The 17,589-nt window shown below is 53.3% G+C and carries 15 protein-coding genes and 1 pseudogene; 10 read left to right on the forward strand and 6 right to left on the reverse strand.

The genetic code is table 11. The annotated features are described in order from the left end of the window. Positions 1-26: 26 nt before the first annotated feature. Together pgm and seqA are read right to left on the reverse strand one after the other, a co-directional pair. Positions 27-1,667 (reverse strand): phosphoglucomutase (alpha-D-glucose-1,6-bisphosphate-dependent), encoded by a 1,641-nt coding sequence (pgm, locus tag ACJTMZ_RS07015; RefSeq protein WP_048220270.1) that lies wholly within the window; start codon positions 1,665-1,667, stop codon positions 27-29. A gap of 24 nt (positions 1,668-1,691) precedes the next feature. Further along, positions 1,692-2,237, reverse strand: coding sequence for a replication initiation negative regulator SeqA (seqA, locus tag ACJTMZ_RS07020; protein WP_003858650.1), 546 nt, complete (start codon positions 2,235-2,237; stop codon positions 1,692-1,694). 183 nt (positions 2,238-2,420) lie between these two features. Between seqA and ybfF the strand changes: the two genes are divergently transcribed. The 4 genes from ybfF to fur all read left to right on the forward strand — a co-directional run bounded on the left by ybfF (position 2,421) and on the right by fur (position 5,034). Then, positions 2,421-3,194 carry an esterase gene (ybfF, locus tag ACJTMZ_RS07025; RefSeq protein WP_023296122.1) on the forward strand — a complete coding sequence of 258 codons (774 nt, stop codon included), beginning with the start codon at positions 2,421-2,423 and terminating at the stop codon, positions 3,192-3,194. A 128-nt stretch (positions 3,195-3,322) separates the two neighbouring features. Then, positions 3,323-3,610: a LexA regulated protein gene (gene ybfE, locus ACJTMZ_RS07030; RefSeq protein ID WP_003858652.1), complete on the forward strand. Its 288-nt coding sequence runs from the start codon at positions 3,323-3,325 to the stop codon at positions 3,608-3,610. Positions 3,611-3,765: 155 nt separating this feature from the next. After that, on the forward strand, positions 3,766-4,296 hold the full coding sequence (gene fldA / locus ACJTMZ_RS07035) for a flavodoxin FldA (RefSeq protein ID WP_003858653.1): 531 nt from the start codon (positions 3,766-3,768) through the stop codon (positions 4,294-4,296). Between the two features lie 291 nt (positions 4,297-4,587). Then, the gene (gene fur, locus ACJTMZ_RS07040) at positions 4,588-5,034 is read left to right on the forward strand and encodes a ferric iron uptake transcriptional regulator (RefSeq protein ID WP_010428651.1); all 447 of its coding nucleotides are present in this window, start codon (positions 4,588-4,590) and stop codon (positions 5,032-5,034) included. A gap of 142 nt (positions 5,035-5,176) precedes the next feature. Here the strand turns inward: fur and chiQ are convergent, their stop codons facing one another. Both chiQ and chiP read right to left on the reverse strand, forming a co-directional pair. Next, the gene (gene chiQ, locus ACJTMZ_RS07045; RefSeq protein WP_032102682.1) at positions 5,177-5,503 is read right to left on the reverse strand and encodes a ChiQ/YbfN family lipoprotein; all 327 of its coding nucleotides are present in this window, start codon (positions 5,501-5,503) and stop codon (positions 5,177-5,179) included. A gap of 47 nt (positions 5,504-5,550) precedes the next feature. Then, positions 5,551-6,948: a chitoporin ChiP gene (gene chiP, locus ACJTMZ_RS07050; RefSeq protein WP_017694280.1), complete on the reverse strand. Its 1,398-nt coding sequence runs from the start codon at positions 6,946-6,948 to the stop codon at positions 5,551-5,553. Positions 6,949-7,074: 126 nt separating this feature from the next. On the opposite strand from chiP, the pseudogene ACJTMZ_RS07055 reads away from it, so the two are divergent. Further along, a pseudogene (locus tag ACJTMZ_RS07055) lies at positions 7,075-7,143 on the forward strand (hypothetical protein); the annotation flags it as partial. 251 nt (positions 7,144-7,394) lie between these two features. Here the strand turns inward: ACJTMZ_RS07055 and glnS are convergent. Together glnS and nagE are read right to left on the reverse strand one after the other, a co-directional pair. Next, a complete protein-coding gene (gene glnS, locus ACJTMZ_RS07060) occupies positions 7,395-9,062 on the reverse strand; it encodes a glutamine--tRNA ligase (RefSeq protein ID WP_015571127.1) in 1,668 nt (555 codons plus the stop codon). Positions 9,063-9,231: 169 nt separating this feature from the next. Further along, positions 9,232-11,181 (reverse strand): PTS N-acetyl glucosamine transporter subunit IIABC, encoded by a 1,950-nt coding sequence (nagE, locus tag ACJTMZ_RS07065; protein ID WP_017694284.1) that lies wholly within the window; start codon positions 11,179-11,181, stop codon positions 9,232-9,234. A 325-nt stretch (positions 11,182-11,506) separates the two neighbouring features. Between nagE and nagB the strand changes: the two genes are divergently transcribed. The 5 genes from nagB (at position 11,507) to asnB (ending at position 17,453) form a co-directional block, all read left to right on the forward strand. Next, positions 11,507-12,307, forward strand: coding sequence for a glucosamine-6-phosphate deaminase (gene nagB / locus ACJTMZ_RS07070; protein ID WP_003858663.1), 801 nt, complete (start codon positions 11,507-11,509; stop codon positions 12,305-12,307). 55 nt (positions 12,308-12,362) lie between these two features. After that, complete coding sequence (gene nagA / locus ACJTMZ_RS07075) at positions 12,363-13,511, forward strand: N-acetylglucosamine-6-phosphate deacetylase (RefSeq protein ID WP_032671309.1); 1,149 nt, start codon at positions 12,363-12,365, stop codon at positions 13,509-13,511. A gap of 8 nt (positions 13,512-13,519) precedes the next feature. Beyond that, positions 13,520-14,740, forward strand: coding sequence for an N-acetylglucosamine repressor (locus ACJTMZ_RS07080; RefSeq protein ID WP_006809613.1), 1,221 nt, complete (start codon positions 13,520-13,522; stop codon positions 14,738-14,740). 45 nt (positions 14,741-14,785) lie between these two features. Next, positions 14,786-15,538 (forward strand): ribonucleotide monophosphatase NagD, encoded by a 753-nt coding sequence (gene nagD, locus ACJTMZ_RS07085; protein WP_003858667.1) that lies wholly within the window; start codon positions 14,786-14,788, stop codon positions 15,536-15,538. Positions 15,539-15,788: 250 nt separating this feature from the next. Further along, positions 15,789-17,453, forward strand: a complete 1,665-nt coding sequence (asnB, locus tag ACJTMZ_RS07090) for an asparagine synthase B (RefSeq protein ID WP_015571128.1) — start codon at positions 15,789-15,791, stop codon at positions 17,451-17,453. Positions 17,454-17,589: the final 136 nt, after the last annotated feature.

Here is a 17,589-nt window from a genome sequence, read left to right on the forward strand (position 1 = left end):
GGCATCAGCCCGCACCAGATCACGACTTACGCGTTTTTCAGCACTTCGCTGACAATCTCTACCGCTTCTTTCTCAATCTGCTGACGATGCTCAGCGCCGAGGAAGCTTTCACAATAGATTTTGTACGCATCTTCCGTACCGGATGGACGCGCGGCGAACCAGCCGTTTTCGGTCATCACTTTCAGGCCGCCGATCGATGCGCCGTTACCCGGCGCCGCCGTCAGACGCGCGGTGATCGGGTCACCAGCCAGGGTACTGGCACTGACCATCTCCGGAGAGAGTTTTGACAGAGCTGCTTTTTGCGCAGACGTGGCGCCAGCCTGAATACGGTTATAGCTTGGCGCACCAAAACGTTCCGCCAGCTCGTTGTAATGTTCCTGCGGGTTCTTACCGGTGACCGCGGTGATTTCCGCCGCCAGCAGGCACATGATGATGCCGTCTTTATCGGTTGACCATGGGGTGCCGTCGAAGCGCAGGAAGGATGCCCCCGCGCTCTCTTCACCGCCAAAGCCGAAGCTGCCGTCGTGCAGACCGTCAACAAACCACTTGAAGCCCACCGGCACTTCCACCAGCTTGCGACCCAGCGCGTCGACCACACGGTCAATCATAGCGGAAGAGACCAGCGTTTTACCCACCGCAACCTCTTTGCCCCACTGCGGACGGTGCTGGAAGAGATAATTGATTGCAACAGCCAGGTAGTGGTTCGGGTTCATCAGCCCTGCCGGGGTGACGATACCGTGGCGATCGTAGTCCGGGTCGTTGGCAAACGCCAGATCGAACTTGTCGCGCAGCGCCAGCAGGCCAGCCATTGCGCATTCGGAGGAGCAGTCCATACGGATTGCGCCGTCTTTGTCCAGGTGCATAAAGCGGAAGGTCTGATCGACGTGATCGTTCACGATGGTCAGATCCAGCTTGTAGTGCTCGGCAATGCGTTTCCAGTATTCAATACCGGAGCCGCCCAGTGGATCCACGCCCAGCTTCAGACCGGCTTTCTGGATAGCGGCCATATCGACGATATCCGCCAGCCCTTCCACGAACGGCTGCACCAGATCCTGCTCTTTCACGTGGCCGGAGGCCATGGCTTCATCCAGCGAGATGCGTTTCACACCGTTCAGACCGTTAGCCAGTAATGCGTTGGCACGATCTTCCACCACTTTCGTGACGTTGGTATCCGCCGGGCCACCGTTAGGTGGGTTGTACTTGATGCCGCCATCTTCCGGTGGGTTGTGGGACGGGGTGATCACAATGCCGTCAGCCTGCGCGCCACCTTTTTTGTTGTGTACCAGAATAGCGTTAGAAACCGCTGGCGTTGGCGTGAAACCGTTGTTCTCCTGAACAATCACGTCTACGCCGTTCGCCGCCAGCACTTCCAGCACGGAGATAAAAGCAGGTTCAGACAGGGCGTGGGTATCTTTCCCTACATAGCACGGACCGGTGACGCCATTTTTGGCGCGCTCTTCCGCGATGGCCTGAGCAATGGCCAGAATGTGCGGTTCGTTAAAGCTGTGGCGCGCCGCACTACCGCGGTGGCCAGATGTACCAAACTTCACTGCGTGTTCTGCGTTGCCCACCACCGGCTTCAGCACGTAGTACTGCGCGGTCAGTTGAGCGACGTTAATCAAATCGCTTTGTTGTGCAGGTAGTCCTGCACGGCTGTGATTTGCCATTGCCTGGTCCTTCTGATGCAAGGGTTAAATTGTACCGCAAACCTTTTCGATCAATTCCGCCGGGAACTGCATGGACTGCATGATATGTTCGATCATGCTGCACTTACGGCCCGTATTGGTGTTGGTGATCACCCAGTATGGTGTACCGGGAACGTGTTTGGGCTTGGTTTGGTTGCCATTTTGCAGCAGGGTCTGCTCGTCGCCTGCGAAGTAAACGCGCGTGCGACCGTGCAGCGACTCTGTCGCTTCTGCAAATGCGTTGTTATCCAGTGAGTAAAGTGTAGACAGCACCAGCATAAAGCGGTTAACCGCCTTTTTCTGCTCGGCATATTCATCGGACAGCAGCAGCTCGCGCATCGCGCGCACTTTGTCTTTTGCCGGCATGACAGCAGGTTTTACTTGTGCAACAACGCTCGGCTGAGACACGACATCTTTAGTGACAGGAGTGGGCTGTGAGGCGGCGGAAATTTTAAGCATGCGCCGTAAAATGTCGGACGCGCTCTCCCCAATATGCCGCGTCTGGCTGGCAATATACTGATAGAGTTCGTCATCAACTTCGATTGTTTTCATCTTAATCCAGTGCGATATCTTATCTGAATACAAGTCGTTGAGATTATAAGGTCAAATCCCAACAGCGGATAGCGTCAAACCAGGTTGGCGGCAAAAGTCAGATTAAACTGGATCCTTGCCCCCGGGCGGCAGAATGGTCAACATGATACCCTAACCTGACAAACCTAAAAAAAGAACTTTGCCATGAAATTGAATACCCGAGCGCAAACTGCACAATCGCCGAACAATAATTCTCCCATCGTACTGGTTCACGGCCTGTTTGGTAGCCTGGATAATCTGGGTGTGCTGGCGCGCGATTTAGTGACCGATCACGCGATCCTCCAGGTTGATATGCGCAATCACGGTCTTTCTGGGCGCTCGGAGGAGATGACCTACGCAGCCATGGCGCAGGATCTGCGGGACACCCTCGATGCGAATAATATCCAGAAAGCGACGCTTATCGGGCATTCAATGGGCGGCAAAGCGGTGATGGCGCTCACTGCGCTGGCCCCTGAGCGTATTTCCGGGCTGGTGGTCATCGACGTTGCGCCCGTCAATTACGACGTTCGCCGTCACGATGAGATTTTTGCCGCCATCAATGCGGTCACCGAAGCGGGTGTCGCAACCCGCCAGCAGGCGGCTGCCGTTATGCGTGAGCATCTTGATGAGGAAGGCGTAGTTCAGTTCCTGCTGAAATCGTTTGTTGACGGACAATGGCGCTTTAACGTCCCGGTATTGTGGGATCAGTATTCGCATATTGTGGGCTGGGAAACCGTCCCCGCCTGGCCGCACCCTACCCTTTTTATTCGCGGCGGCAACTCCCCTTACGTCACTGATGCGTATCGTGACACGCTGCTGGCGCAATTCCCGCAGGCTCGCGCTCACGTTATTGCGGGTGCCGGGCACTGGGTACACGCGGAAAAACCGGATGCCGTCCTGCGCGCCATTCGCCGCTATCTTACTGATACAGCGAATTGATTAAAAAGCCAGCGACCGGAAGACGACGGGCTTCCAGTCGTTGGCGTGTGGATTTGGGTGATGTATGATGGCGCGCTTATCGCCCGGGCATTAGCAGGGCGGCGTGTTTCCCCCGAAGTCTCAGAATCATGGCCAAAGAACAAACGGACCGTACGACACTAGATCTGTTCGCGAATGAGCGTCGACCGGGACGACCGAAAACGAATCCGCTTTCGCGCGATGAACAGCTGCGTATCAATAAACGCAACCAGCTTAAACGCGATAAAAATCGTGGGCTTAAGCGTGTCGAACTGAAGCTGAATGCCGATGCCGTCGATGCGCTTAACGAGTTAGCTGACGCGCGCAACATCAGCCGCAGCGAACTGATCGAAGAGATGCTGATCGCCCAGCTTGAGACGTTACGCGGCAAGGCGTGAGTCAGAAAATCCCCAATATTACCTTTTTCATGTAGCACAGAGTGCAGTCCTGCGTGATAGCTGTTTCCGCAGGGTTGCCTGTTCTGCTATTATTGCCCTTATCCGTGGACAATTTGCGCCACCATACCATTAAGTTTCAAGAGGTTATTTTACTCATGGCAATCATCGGCATTTTCTTTGGCAGTGATACCGGCAATACTGAAAATATCGCAAAAAACATTCAAAAACAGCTCGGTAAAGACGTTGCTGATGTGCATGACATCGCCAAGAGCAGCAAAGAAGATCTCGAGGGCTATGACATCCTGCTGCTGGGCATCCCGACCTGGTACTACGGTGAAGCACAGTGTGACTGGGACGATTTCTTCCCGACGCTGGAAGAAGTAGACTTCAACGGCAAGCTGGTTGCCCTGTTTGGCTGTGGCGATCAGGAAGACTATGCTGAGTATTTCTGTGATGCGCTGGGCACTATTCGCGACATCATTGAGCCACGCGGTGCGGCGATCGTCGGTCACTGGCCAACGGCGGGTTACCATTTCGAAGCGTCCAAAGGTCTGGCAGATGACGATCACTTCGTTGGCCTGGCCATTGATGAAGACCGTCAGCCAGAGCTGACCGCTGAGCGTGTAGAAAAATGGGTTAAGCAGGTTCGTGAAGAGCTGAACCTGGACGATATCCTTAACGCCTGATATCCCTGCGGCGCAACTCCGGTTGCGCCCGTTTTCCAGGTAAAACCGATTAAATTAATTGCTACAAACTTTTAACTTTTTCGCCCAGACCTGTACAATATCCCCCTGGTAAAAAGTGGGTGCCATCGAACAAGTTTGTTGGTGATACCACGTTTTTATAAGCATACTTTGCTTGAGACTTGCAGTTTTCATTTAGCCATGGCAGTTCTATAATGAGACGCATTATCCCAAGTGCATTTTCTGTCACTTCTTCTTTTGAAGTGAATCGTTTAGCAACAGGACAGATTCCGCATGACTGACAACAATACCGCATTAAAGAAAGCTGGCCTGAAAGTAACGCTTCCTCGGTTAAAAATCCTTGAAGTGCTTCAGGGGCCAGACAATCACCATGTCAGTGCGGAAGACCTTTATAAGCGTCTTATCGATATGGGTGAAGAGATTGGGCTGGCAACCGTCTATCGTGTGCTGAACCAGTTTGATGACGCGGGCATTGTTACTCGTCATAATTTCGAAGGCGGTAAATCCGTGTTCGAGCTGACTCAGCAGCATCACCACGATCACCTGATCTGCCTCGACTGTGGCAAGGTCATTGAATTTAGCGATGATTCCATTGAATCACGCCAGCGTGAAATCGCCGCCCGTCATGGCATCCGCCTGACCAACCACAGCCTGTACCTGTACGGTCACTGCGCTGAAGGCGATTGCCGCGAAGACGACCACGCGCACGACGCGAAATAATATCGTGTTCATACTCTGAGCCAGCCGTAAGGTTGGCTTTTTTTTGCCTGAAAAAAGTCCGGTGGCGCTGCGCTTACCGGGCCTACGGGCTGTGACACCGTTGTAGGCCCGGTAAGCGCAGCGCCACCGGGCATAAAGCAACTTATTTATTGTTATTGCGAATCTCGTCCCAGATCTTATCGCAACGCTTCGCCACTTCCTGATCGTTACCGCTTTTCCGCGCCTGGATACAGGCCTGGTAATCCATCACGCGAACATTTTCCTGCGTCGCAAACTGCTCATGCGCTTTCTCTTTTTTCAGCACATTCAGCACGCTCTGGCAGGCTTCAATCTTCTCTGGCGATCCTTGTGCTGTATTGATGCAGGCGCTATACGCCTCCTTCAGACGGGAGTCTTCTTTCTGCGCCTGATCCTGCGCACACGCCACCAGCCCCGATGCCAGCAGCGCAACGATTACCATTTTTTTCATCATATGCAGTCTCCATGCAGGCGGGATTTCGCCCGCCTGCGTATTCATCAGAAGATTGTGAATGGCGCAATGACCATGAATTTCACGTCACGTTCATCCTGGAAGATGTTGCCGTAACCGCCCGCGTAGCTCGGGATATCGGAGTGGTTGTCATACTGGGTGAAGTGCAGTTTGAACATCGTGCCTTTCGCACGGCCCTCCTGAAGGGTGTAAATCGCATCCAGACTGTATGAAGACTCTTTCAGACGGTAATTCGGATCGTAGTAGGCGTCTGGCGTAGCCATATCTGCTGGCTTCGCGTCCCAGGCGTACGCGTAGGACGCACCCACTGCCCAGCCAGGCAGGTTCCAGTTCTTCAGGTCATACATTGCGCCGAAGAAGACCGCCTTTTCGCCGTCGGCGTTGAAGTCAGAGCGGTTATCCCACCAGATATCCAGACGACCATTGGAAGAGGCGTAGGTTGGCGTCATACGTTGCAGGAAGTAGCCCTGCTGCCCTTCTGCCTTGACCCATGTTCCCTCCAGACGTAAATCAACCTGACCTACCTTGTAGCCGAAGGTCAACGCCTGTAACCACGCGGTGCCGTCATAGATATCATTTACGCTGCCATCACTGACTTTGTCGCGCGTACCGTAGAACTGATAGCTGGTGCTCAGCGGGCTACCCGCGATATCAAATTTGTAGCTGGCTTTAGCAAAGTACTGATCGATATAGCCTTCAGCCTGACCAAAAGCAGCTTCCAGCACCAGATCGTTTTTGAAGTCGTACTTCGCCCCCAGCGAGTGGAGATAATCAACTTTGGTTTTTTTATCGTTCTGATAGAACTTGTCCATCTCAATGTGCCACGGCGCTTTGTACTCGTTGGTCCACATATAGGAGAAGCTCAACGCCCCCGCATCGCCGTAGTCAAAATTAGCACCGGCTTCCGCACCCTGATAGGTACCTGGCATAAAGCTCCAGTGCGGTGCTAACAGCGTCTGGCCGGTTGGCTGGATATAACCTCCACGCGCCCAGACCGGACCATATTTGAATTTTGCAGCCGCTTTATACAGGCTGATTCCGCTTTTATCGCCGGACCAGTCTTCGTCGTAGGCTTTATTGCTGGAGGAGAACGCAATTTCGTTCGGATGGCCGCTGTCGCCATTTTCGGCCATTTCAATTGCGGTGAACGCTGCAATATCGATCCCGAACATATCGGCGGCATATCCCGACTGAAAATCCAGGTTGGCGTTCCAGGTCGAGTGAGAAAGGTTGGTTTTGTATTTATCTTCAGTGACGTCTTTACGGTCACGCTCACGCTGCCAGTAATAAATACCGCCCGTGAGGGTGGAATCTTCAATGAAACCTGCTGCTTTTGCCTCTGGCGCAACCACCAGGCCCGACATTGCTGTCACACCGGCGATAGCCAGCGCCAGCGCACTACGTTTGCCACTGAACGTACGCATAGATTATTCCTCTTTGACGAATTAAAACGCCTTAAACGGCGAAAAACAGAAAAGACCAAGTGGTCAGGGGTAGTCAGAAATACCCTCGAATTAACTACCGTCTTTAGGTTATTTTTCGCGACGCGAATTATCAATGCTTTTAATCAGGCAAAAGTCAGGATTATGACGAAGAGCACATATTTCGTAGTGCTTTGTAACATTTACCGGGAAGCAAGTACTGGCGGGGGAATACGCTAATTTTCAGTAAGTAACATTGATATTGTGAATATATTTTTCAGCGTTTCTGTTTTTGGAAAACAACAAACTTTTTTAAATAAAATAAGTAGCACCACATTGACCTGGAATGTTGGCTTTAATTCATCATCCCGATGCTTAACGACATGATCGTTAAATAAAAAAACGCCGCATTATGCGGCGTTTGTTTCTCATTGACCATGCCAGCGTGATTATTCGCCGATCTTAGTCCAGGTATCACGCAGACCGACGGTACGGTTAAATACCGGTTTTTCCGCCGTGCTGTAACGGCTGTCCAGGCAGAAGTAACCCTCACGTTCAAACTGGAACGCTTTACCGGCTTCAGCGGCTTTCAGAGACGGCTCGGCATACCCCTGCTTGATAATCAGCGACTCAGGGTTGATAACCGCCAGGAAGTCCTCCGCAGCGCCTGGGTTAGGTACGCTGAACAGACGATCGTAGAGACGGATCTCAACCGGCAGCGCATGCTGCGCGCTCACCCAGTGGATCACACCTTTCACTTTACGGCCATCCGCCGGATCTTTACTCAGCGTCTCTGCGTCGTACGTACAGAAGATGGTCGTGATGTTACCTTCCGCATCTTTCTCTACGCGCTCGGCTTTGATCACATAGGCGTTACGCAGACGCACTTCTTTGCCCAGCACCAGACGCTTGTACTGCTTGTTCGCTTCTTCGCGGAAGTCGGCGCGATCGATCCAGATTTCACCGCTGAACGGCACGTCGCGGGTGCCCATTTCCGGTTTGTTCGGATGGTTAGGCATCGAGACCAGTTCGCTTCCACCCTGCGGATAGTTTTCGATGACCAGTTTCACTGGATCGATCACTGCCATCGCGCGCGGCGCGTTTTCGTTCAGGTCTTCGCGAATGCAGGATTCCAGAGACGCCATTTCGATGGTGTTGTCCTGCTTGGTAACGCCAATACGTTTGCAGAACTCACGAATAGACGCCGAGGTATAGCCACGACGACGCAGGCCAGAGATGGTCGGCATACGCGGGTCGTCCCAGCCTTCAACGTGCTTGTCGGTGACCAGCAGGTTCAGCTTACGCTTGGACATCACGGTGTATTCCAGGTTCAGACGAGAGAACTCGTACTGACGCGGATGCACAGGAATGGTGATGTTATCCAGCACCCAGTCGTACAGACGACGGTTGTCCTGGAATTCTAGCGTGCACAGAGAGTGCGTAATGCCTTCCAGCGCATCGCTGATGCAGTGGGTGAAGTCGTACATCGGGTAGATGCACCACTTGTTACCGGTCTGGTGGTGTTCAGCGAACTTAATGCGGTACAGCACCGGATCGCGCATCACGATGAACGGAGACGCCATATCGATTTTGGCACGCAGACACGCTTTACCTTCTTCGAAGCCACCGGCACGCATTTTTTCAAACAGCGCCAGGTTCTCTTCCACGCTACGATCGCGGAACGGGCTGTTTTTACCAGGCTGAGTCAGCGTACCGCGGTATTCACGGATTTCGTCAGCAGACAATTCGTCGACGTATGCCAGACCTTTGTTAATCAGTTCAACCGCATAGGCATACAGCTGATCGAAGTAGTCTGAGGAGTAGCAGATATCGCCAGACCAGTTGAAGCCCAGCCATTGCACGTCGTTTTTAATCGACTCAACGTATTCGATGTCTTCTTTTACTGGGTTGGTGTCATCGAAACGCAGGTTGCACTGCCCCTGGTAATCTTGCGCAATACCAAAGTTCAGGCAGATCGATTTGGCGTGACCAATGTGCAGGTAGCCATTTGGCTCCGGCGGGAAACGCGTGTGGACTGTGGTGTGCTTACCACTGGCCAGATCTTCATCGATGATCTGACGAATAAAGTTACTCGGGCGGGCTTCTGCCTCACTCATCGTGGATTCCTCAAAGCGTAAACAACGTATAACGGCATATGATCTTATAAGCCGGACGTAGTGACAACCCTTAAAACGTCCCGGAAGAAAATAATGGGGGCAATTGCCGCAAAAAAAAGCGGCGGAGGATATCCCCCGCCGCTAAAGGCATAACTCTACTCAGGAGCGATTACTTGCCTTTAATCTCATACAGTGGCGTCTGGCCTGCAACCACCTGACCCTGCGCCTGGATCACCAGACCGCTGAAGTCGTCGATGTTGCTGCACACGACCGGGCTTATCATGGAGCGCGCGTTGGCATTCAGGAAGTCCAGATCCATTTCCAGAATCGGCTGACCTGCCGCCACTTCAGCACCCTCTTCCACCAGACGAGTAAAGCCCTGACCGTTCAGCGCAACGGTATCGATACCCATATGGACAACGATCTCCGCGCCTTTTTCCGTTTCCAGGCAGAACGCGTGGTTGGTGTTGAAGATTTTCACAATAGTACCGGCAGCCGGAGAGACCACGGTTTTGTCCGTTGGTTTCACCGCCACGCCGTCACCGACCGCTTTGCTGGCGAACGCTTCGTCAGGCACCTGCTCAAGCGCAACAACGTCACCTGTCACCGGAGAAACCAGCGCAGCGATGGTCACCGCGTTTGGCACAGCCTGCGGTTTTGCAACCGGCGCGTCAGCCACTGCCGCGTTATCCGTTGAGGCGGCAGCGACCGGCCCACGGGCAACCACTTTTTTCATTTCATCGCCGATAGATTCGGCTTTCGCACCCACGATAACCTGGATGGTTTGTTTGTTCAGTTTCACCACACCAGACGCACCCAGGCGTTTGCACATTGCATCGCTCACGCGCGCGGAGTCACCTACGGTCAGACGCAGACGGGTAATACAGGCATCGATCGCTTTCAGGTTGTCGGTGCCACCCACAGCGGCAATGTAGCTGGTTGCCAGCTGGGTTAAACCCTCTTCGGTATTGCTGTTGGCTTCACTGGTCACAACATCATCTTTCGTATCTTCGCGGCCCGGCGTCTTCAGGTTAAACATACGAATAACCGCGCTGAACAGAACGAAGTAGATAACGAAGAAGATCAGGCCCATCACCATCAGCATCCAGACGTTGCTGCTTGCCGCCGGCAGGTTGTACATCAACACATAGTCGATGGCGCCTGCGGAGAAGGAGAAGCCAGCATGGATACCCAGAAGGGTGGCGACGAACAGGCTGATACCGGTCAGGATCGCGTGCATCAGATACAGCAGCGGAGCCAGGAACATGAACAGGAATTCCAGTGGCTCGGTCACGCCGGTCAGGAAGGCGGTGATCGCAACGGACAGCAGCATCCCGCCAACCATTGGGCGACGCGCTTTCGGCGCAGCCAGGTACATTGCCAGCGCCGCGCCAGGCAGACCAAACATCATGATTGGGAAGAAGCCAGACATGAACATGCCCGCGGTGCCGTCGCCTGCGTAGAAGCGGTTGATATCACCGTGGAATACCGCGCCGGCCGCGTTGGTGAACTCACCAATCTGGAACCAGGCGATGGTGTTCAGTACCTGATGCAGACCGGTTGGGATCAGCAGACGGTTAATGAAACCGAAGATGCCCGCGCCCATTGCGCCCGCAGACACGATCCACTCGCCACCCGCATGGATAGCATGCTGCACCGGTGGCCAAACGTAGCCAAAGATGGCGGCGAGGATCAGACAGAAAAAGCCCGTCGCAATCGGCACAAAACGTTTACCGCCGAAGAAGCTCAGGAAGTCAGGAAGTTTGATACCTGCCCAACGGTTGTACACGGCGCCACCCACCAGGCCGGTAATGATACCTGCCAGCACACCCATATTGATTTCAGGGTTGATGGTTACCATCGCTTTCGTGAGGATGAAGTAACCGACAGCCCCTGCCAGTGCCGCGGCACCAGCGCTGTCTTTTGACCAGCTTGACGCCACACCGATGGCGAAAATCAGCGCCAGGTTGTCAAAAATTGCACCGCCTGCCTGGGCAATAAACGGCACGTTAAGAAGATCGGGTTGCCCGAATCGCAGCAGCAACGCTGCAACCGGTAGCACGGCGATAGGGAGCTGCAAAGCCCTACCGAGGCGCTGGAAAAAACCTAAAATATTCATCCTATTCCCCCTACGAGACCCTTTGTTAAGACTCGCGCATAAACTATGTTTTTATTGTGTCACGAACGATAGATACAGTTGATGATTCACTGGCAGTGTGAGTGTGTGAAAAATTAATTCGTATCGCAAATTAAACACCTATTTTTTGTGATTATTGTCACCAAATATCGTATTAAACCCTCCCTTTCACTGGCTAACGACGAAAACTTATTTTATCATTCAAAAAATCAAGACGGATTGATCCGGCCTGAAAGGTTCCAGGTTACGCTTAGTTCAGGTTGCACTAATCATCCGCCCACTTTTACTTAAACTTTAGAGGTGAATAATGAGACTGATTCCCCTGGCAACAGCTGAACAAGTCGGAAAATGGGCTGCTCGTCATATCGTTAACCGCATCAACGCGTTCAAACCAACAGCCGATCGTCCTTTCGTTCTCGGTCTTCCAACCGGTGGCACGCCCCTGACCGCGTATAAAGCTCTGGTTGAAATGCACAAAGCGGGCCAGGTTAGCTTTAAACACGTTGTGACCTTCAACATGGACGAATATGTCGGCCTGCCGAAGGAACATCCGGAAAGTTACCACAGCTTTATGCACCGTAATTTCTTCGATCACGTTGATATTCCGGCTGAAAACATTAACCTGCTGAATGGAAACGCGCCTGATATTGACGCAGAATGCCGTCAGTATGAAGAAAAAATCCGTTCCTACGGTAAAATCCACCTGTTTATGGGCGGCGTAGGCAACGATGGTCATATCGCGTTCAACGAACCGGCATCTTCACTGGCTTCCCGTACCCGTATTAAAACGCTGACCCATGATACGCGCGTGGCTAACTCCCGCTTCTTTGACGGCGACGTCAATCAGGTGCCTAAATACGCGCTGACCGTGGGCGTGGGCACGCTGCTGGATGCCGAAGAAGTGATGATTCTGGTGCTGGGCGCGGTGAAAGCGCAAGCGCTTCAGGCTGCCGTTGAAGGTAACGTGAACCATATGTGGACGATCAGCTGCTTACAGCTGCATCCAAAAGCGGTTGTTGTGTGTGACGAACCGTCCACCATGGAGCTGAAAGTGAAAACGCTGAAATACTTCAACGAGCTGGAAGCTGAGAACATCAAAGGTCTGTAATTGAATAACCGCCTCTTTATATCCGGGGCGGTCGCTTTTTTAACCGGGGGTCGATATGTACGCTTTAACCCACGGTCGGATTTATACCGGCCATGAAATTCTGGATGACCATGCGATTGTAATCGCCAATGGCCTGATTGAACGTGTTTGCCCGCTGGCGGAACTGCCGCCGGAGATCGAACAGCGTTCCCTCAATGGAGCAGTAATCTCCCCCGGTTTCATCGACGTACAGCTCAACGGCTGCGGCGGTGTCCAGTTTAACGATACCGCAGAGGCGGTATCGGTTGAAACGCTGGAAATCATGCAAAAAGCCAACGAGAAATCGGGCTGCACCAGCTATCTGCCAACGCTGATCACCAGCAGCGATGACCTGATGAAACAGGGTATCCGCGTCATGCGCGAATACCTGACAAAACATCCGAATCAGGCGCTGGGCCTGCACCTGGAAGGACCATGGCTGAATATGGTCAAGAAAGGCACCCATAACCCAAACTACGTGCGCAAACCGGATGCCGAGCTGGTGGATTACATGTGCGCCAATGCCGATGTGATCACCAAAGTAACGCTGGCCCCGGAAATGACCGGCACGGACGTTATCAGCAAACTGGCCGCCGCCGGGATTGTGGTGTCTGCGGGCCATTCGAACGCGACGCTGAAAGAGGCGAAGGCCGGTTTCCGCGCAGGCATTACGTTTGCCACACACCTTTATAACGCGATGCCCTATATTACTGGCCGCGAACCGGGACTGGTTGGCGCCATTCTGGATGAACCAGACGTCTACTGCGGCATTATCGCCGACGGCTTGCATGTCGATTACACCAACATCCGCAACGCCAAGCGTCTGAAAGGCGACAAGCTCTGCCTGGTGACGGATGCTACCGCTCCGGCAGGAGCGAATATTGAGCAGTTCATTTTTGCTGGTAAAACAATATACTACCGGAATGGACTGTGTGTGGATGAGAACGGCACGCTGAGCGGTTCTTCTCTGACGATGATCGAAGGGGTACGTAACCTCGTTGAACATTGCGGCATCGCGCTTGAGGAAGTGCTGCGCATGGCCACGCTTTATCCGGCGCGCGCCATTGGCGTCGATAAACAGCTCGGCGGTATTGCGCCAGGTATGGTTGCAAACCTGACGGCGTTCACACACGATTATAAAATTATTAAGACCATCGTTAATGGTAACGAGGTCGTCACTGAGTAAGTAAAAGTATGACACCAGGCGGACAAGCTCAAATCGGTAATGTCGATCTCGTTAAACAACTTAACAGCGCGGCGGTTTATCGCCTGATTGACCAGCACGGGCCAATCTCACGCATTCAGATAGCCGAACAAAGCCAGCTTGCTCCCGCCAGCGTGACAAAAATTACACGTCAGCTCATTGAGCGCGGCCTGATCAAAGAAGTCGATCAGCAGGCCTCCACCGGGGGCCGCCGCGCGATTTCCATCGTCACGGAAACCCGCAATTTTCAGGCCATTGGCGTTCGCTTAGGACGTCATGACACCACGCTTACGCTCTACGATCTGAGCAGCAAGGCCATTGCCGAAGAACACTACCCCCTTCCTGAGCGCACGCAGGAGACGCTTGAACACGCGTTGCTGAATACCATTGCGCATTTCATCGAAAGCTGTCAGCGCAAGATCCGTGAACTCATCGCCATCTCGGTGATTTTGCCCGGCCTGGTTGACCCGGAAAGCGGCGTTATTCGCTACATGCCGCATATTAAGGTAGAGAACTGGGGGCTGGTTGAGGCGCTGGAAAAGCGCTTCAAGCTGACCTGCTTTGTTGGTCACGATATTCGCTCGCTGGCGCTGGCGGAGCACTACTTTGGTGCGAGCCAGGACTGCGAAGACTCTATTCTGGTGCGCGTTCACCGTGGTACAGGTGCGGGCATCATCTCGAATGGCCGCATTTTTATTGGCCGTAACGGTAACGTAGGCGAGATTGGTCATATCCAGGTGGAACCGCTTGGCGAGCGCTGCCACTGCGGTAACTTTGGCTGTCTTGAAACCGTTGCCGCCAATGCCGCCATTGAACATCGCGTTCGCCATCTGCTGGAGCAGGGTTACCAGAGCCGCGTCACGCTGGACGATTGTAAGATCGGCGCCATCTGTAAAGCGGCAAACAAAGGCGATGCGCTGGCCTGCGAAGTGATCGAACAGGTAGGACGCCACCTGGGTAAGACCATCGCCATTGCTATCAACCTGTTTAATCCGCAGAAAGTGGTGATTGCCGGCGAGATCGTTGAAGCCGAAAAAGTGTTACTGCCCGCCATTGAAGGCTGCATCAATACCCAGGCGCTGAAGGCATTTCGCCAGAATTTGCCGGTGGTGCGATCTACGCTCGATCACCGCTCGGCAATTGGCGCATTCGCCCTGGTAAAACGTGCCATGCTCAACGGGATCCTGCTGCAACATTTGCTGGAATCCTGATCGGACCTTATAGTAACGCCTTCTTTTTTTGATGTCGGATTGTCCATGACCATTAAGAATGTAATTTGTGATATCGACGGCGTGCTGATGCACGACAACGTTGCCGTGCCGGGTGCTGCGGAGTTTCTTCACCGCATCATCGACAAAGGAATGCCACTGGTTCTTCTCACGAACTACCCTTCACAGACTGGTCAGGATCTGGCAAACCGCTTTGCTACCGCAGGCGTCAACGTCCCGGACAGCGTGTTCTATACCTCTGCGATGGCGACCGCGGATTTCCTGAAGCGTCAGGAAGGCAAAAAAGCCTATGTCGTTGGTGAAGGTGCGCTGATCCACGAGCTGTATAAAGCGGGCTTCACCATCACCGACGTGAACCCGGACTTTGTCATCGTGGGCGAAACGCGCTCCTTTAACTGGGAGATGATGCATAAGGCAGCCTACTTTGTCGCCAACGGTGCGCGTTTTATCGCCACCAACCCGGACACGCACGGTCGTGGTTTTTATCCCGCCTGCGGTGCGCTTTGCGCCGGTATCGAAAAAATCTCGGGTCGTAAGCCGTTTGTTGTCGGTAAACCGAGCCCGTGGATCATCCGCGCCGCACTGAATACGATGCAGGCACACTCAGAAGAAACCGTCATCGTGGGCGACAACCTGCGTACCGATATTCTGGCTGGCTTCCAGGCGGGGCTTGAAACCATCCTGGTGCTTTCTGGCGTTTCACAGCTTGATGACATTGATACGATGCCGTTCCGGCCAAGCTGGATTTACCCTTCTGTCGACGAAATCGACGTTATTTGATTCAGAACCACGCCTCAGGGCGTGGTTTTTCATTTCTGCTGTCTGAAAACATCACTTCATCTAACGAAATCAGCCCTTCATTGAGAAATCATCAATAGAATTGCTTAAGACATACTCTTTTTTTAAGATTCGGCAATCGTCATTGCACTTTTTACGTTTTCATCGGTAAAACGCTTGCGCCCCCTCCCCCTTTTGCGGCATTTTCATAAGCAAGCAACATCACAACGCAACAGGGTTAACGGAGAAGGTTATGTGTTCTATTTTTGGCGTACTGGATATTAAAACTGACGCGGGCGAACTGCGTAAAAAAGCACTCGAATTGTCCCGCCTGATGCGCCATCGCGGTCCGGACTGGTCAGGCGTATACGCCAGCGATAAAGCGATTCTGGCTCACGAACGTCTCTCCATTGTTGATGTAAACGCTGGCGCACAGCCGCTGTATAACGAGAAAAAAACGCACGCGCTGGCTGTTAACGGTGAAATTTATAACCATCAGGCGCTGCGCGCCGAGTACGGCGATCGCTACGCGTTTCAGACCGGCTCAGACTGCGAAGTGATCCTGGCGCTGTATCAGGAGAAAGGCCCGGAGTTCCTCGACGACCTGCAAGGGATGTTCGCCTTCGCCCTGTACGACAGCGAAAAAGACGCTTACCTGATTGGCCGCGACCATATCGGTATTATCCCGCTGTACATGGGTCACGATGAGCACGGCAACTTCTACGTTGCCTCAGAGATGAAAGCCCTGGTACCGGTGTGCCGCACCATCAAAGAGTTCCCGGCAGGTAGCTACCTGTGGAGTAAAGACGGCGAGATCCGCCCGTACTACCAGCGCGACTGGTTTGATTATGAGGCGGTGAAAGACAACGTGACGGACAAAGCCGAACTGCGTCAGGCCCTGGAAGAGTCAGTGAAAAGCCACCTGATGTCAGACGTACCTTACGGCGTACTGCTCTCCGGCGGTCTGGACTCCTCCGTGATCTCCGCGATCACCAAGAAATTCGCCGCACGTCGCGTGGAAGATCAGGAGCGCTCTGAAGCCTGGTGGCCGCAGCTGCACTCCTTTGCCGTGGGTCTGGAAGGGGCACCTGACCTGAAAGCCGCCCAGGAAGTGGCAAATCATCTCGGCACGGTGCACCATGAAATTCACTTCACCGTACAGGAAGGTCTGGATGCGATCCGCGATGTGATCTATCACATTGAAACCTATGATGTGACCACCATTCGCGCCTCCACGCCGATGTATTTGATGTCGCGGAAGATCAAAGCGATGGGCATCAAGATGGTGCTCTCCGGCGAGGGTTCTGACGAAGTATTTGGCGGTTACCTCTATTTCCACAAAGCGCCAAACGCCAAAGAGCTGCATGAAGAAACGGTGCGTAAGCTACAGGCGCTGCACATGTTTGACTGCGCGCGCGCCAACAAAGCGATGTCCGCCTGGGGTGTGGAAGCCCGCGTGCCGTTCCTCGATAAGAAATTCCTTGATGTGGCGATGCGCATCAACCCGCAGGACAAAATGTGCGGCAACGGCAAAATGGAGAAACATATCCTGCGAGAATGTTTTGAATCCTACCTGCCGGCGAGCGTGGCGTGGCGTCAGAAAGAGCAGTTCTCGGATGGCGTGGGTTACAGCTGGATCGACACCCTGAAAGAGGTGGCGGCGAAACAGGTTTCTGATCAACAACTGGAAACTGCGAGCTTCCGTTTCCCGTACAACACGCCAGCCTCGAAAGAAGCGTATTTGTACCGTGAGATCTTTGAGGAGCTGTTCCCGGTTCCAAGCGCAGCAGAGTGCGTACCGGGTGGCCCATCGGTCGCCTGCTCTTCTGCTAAAGCCATTGAATGGGATGAATCATTCAAAGCGATGAACGATCCGTCAGGACGCGCGGTGGGCGTTCACCAGTCTGCCTATAAATAATGTTCAGAGTATCATCAGGCCCTCCGGGGCCTGATTTTTTTGTCTCTCTTTTCTCCGCATAAAATCGATTAATAACCAATAATTGTCGAATATTCGGCCTCGCTGTTCGCAACCTAACCAAACAGTCACATTCCGG

It is taken from the genome of Enterobacter sp. DN (assembly GCF_046054285.1).
Taxonomy (GTDB): domain Bacteria; phylum Pseudomonadota; class Gammaproteobacteria; order Enterobacterales; family Enterobacteriaceae; genus Enterobacter; species Enterobacter hormaechei_C.

Bases quoted from the DNA above. Each gene is read 5' to 3' on its own strand.
- nagA (WP_032671309.1), top strand. From the start codon at position 12,363: ATGTACGCTTTAACCCACGGTCGGATTTATACCGGCCATGAAATTCTG.
- nagB (WP_003858663.1), top strand. From the start codon at position 11,507: ATGAGACTGATTCCCCTGGCAACAGCTGAACAAGTCGGAAAATGGGCT.
- glnS (WP_015571127.1), bottom strand. From the start codon at position 9,062: ATGAGTGAGGCAGAAGCCCGCCCGAGTAACTTTATTCGTCAGATCATC.
- chiP (WP_017694280.1), bottom strand. From the start codon at position 6,948: ATGCGTACGTTCAGTGGCAAACGTAGTGCGCTGGCGCTGGCTATCGCC.
- pgm (WP_048220270.1), bottom strand. From the start codon at position 1,667: ATGGCAAATCACAGCCGTGCAGGACTACCTGCACAACAAAGCGATTTG.
- seqA (WP_003858650.1), bottom strand. From the start codon at position 2,237: ATGAAAACAATCGAAGTTGATGACGAACTCTATCAGTATATTGCCAGC.
- nagD (WP_003858667.1), top strand. From the start codon at position 14,786: ATGACCATTAAGAATGTAATTTGTGATATCGACGGCGTGCTGATGCAC.
- ybfE (WP_003858652.1), top strand. From the start codon at position 3,323: ATGGCCAAAGAACAAACGGACCGTACGACACTAGATCTGTTCGCGAAT.
- fur (WP_010428651.1), top strand. From the start codon at position 4,588: ATGACTGACAACAATACCGCATTAAAGAAAGCTGGCCTGAAAGTAACG.
- nagE (WP_017694284.1), bottom strand. From the start codon at position 11,181: ATGAATATTTTAGGTTTTTTCCAGCGCCTCGGTAGGGCTTTGCAGCTC.
- ACJTMZ_RS07080 (WP_006809613.1), top strand. From the start codon at position 13,520: ATGACACCAGGCGGACAAGCTCAAATCGGTAATGTCGATCTCGTTAAA.
- asnB (WP_015571128.1), top strand. From the start codon at position 15,789: ATGTGTTCTATTTTTGGCGTACTGGATATTAAAACTGACGCGGGCGAA.
- fldA (WP_003858653.1), top strand. From the start codon at position 3,766: ATGGCAATCATCGGCATTTTCTTTGGCAGTGATACCGGCAATACTGAA.
- chiQ (WP_032102682.1), bottom strand. From the start codon at position 5,503: ATGAAAAAAATGGTAATCGTTGCGCTGCTGGCATCGGGGCTGGTGGCG.
- ybfF (WP_023296122.1), top strand. From the start codon at position 2,421: ATGAAATTGAATACCCGAGCGCAAACTGCACAATCGCCGAACAATAAT.